1 protein-coding gene is annotated in these 703 nt (G+C 63.0%); it reads right to left on the bottom strand.

From position 1 onward, the window contains the following. Positions 1 to 211: 211 nt before the first annotated feature. The coding region (locus AC1DWI_RS25365; RefSeq protein WP_477726213.1) for a CorA family divalent cation transporter at positions 212 to 703 on the bottom strand (492 nt) is incomplete at its 5' end.

Raw genomic sequence — 703 nt, 5'->3', positions numbered from 1 at the left:
GTAGAAGGAAGAATTGATCTCGACCGCATTGAAACGGGCGGCATAGCGCTCAAGGTGGCTGCCGTCCGGCGGGAATTCGGGCCAGGTGTCGCGCGGCAGGCTCCAGCCTGCGCAGCCAACCTTCACGCCGCAAGGATTGTGAGGCCGGGTTTCAGGCTGCATGGCGGCAGATCGCGGCGGTGGCTTTCGGGGACCGTTTGCGGGCGCCGTGTCAGCGGCGCGTCCTGGCCAGGTACTGCTTGCGCCAGAACACCGTGGCGACCACCACGACGATCAGGACCATGACCCCGAAGGTCCACCAGAAACCGGTGGAGGCGTGAAGAAAGGGCATGAACTCGAAGTTCATGCCGAAGAACCCGGTGATCAGGTTCAGCGGCAGGAAGATGGCGGTGAGCGCCGTCAGCGTGCGCATGATGTCGTTGGTGCGGTTGCTTTGCGCCGAGAAATGCATTTGCACCGCGGTTTCGGCGCTTTGCTCCATGCGGCGCACATGGTGCACCACGCGTTCGATGTGCTCAAGCACATCGCGTGAGCGGATTTTGAGCAGTTCGCGCTCGCGCACTGCGGCGGGTGTCCCGCCTTCGGGCCAGGTTTCAATCGAATCGATCCAGTCCTGCAGAGCGGCCCGCTGGTCTTCGCAGATTTCATCGAGGTGGTGCATGGCCAGCCGCGCATCGAGCACCGAGCTCCAGTTGGTAAAGCG

It is taken from the genome of Polaromonas sp. P3_C2, assembly GCF_056402675.1.
This window is presented reverse-complemented; position numbering and strand designations above follow the sequence as displayed.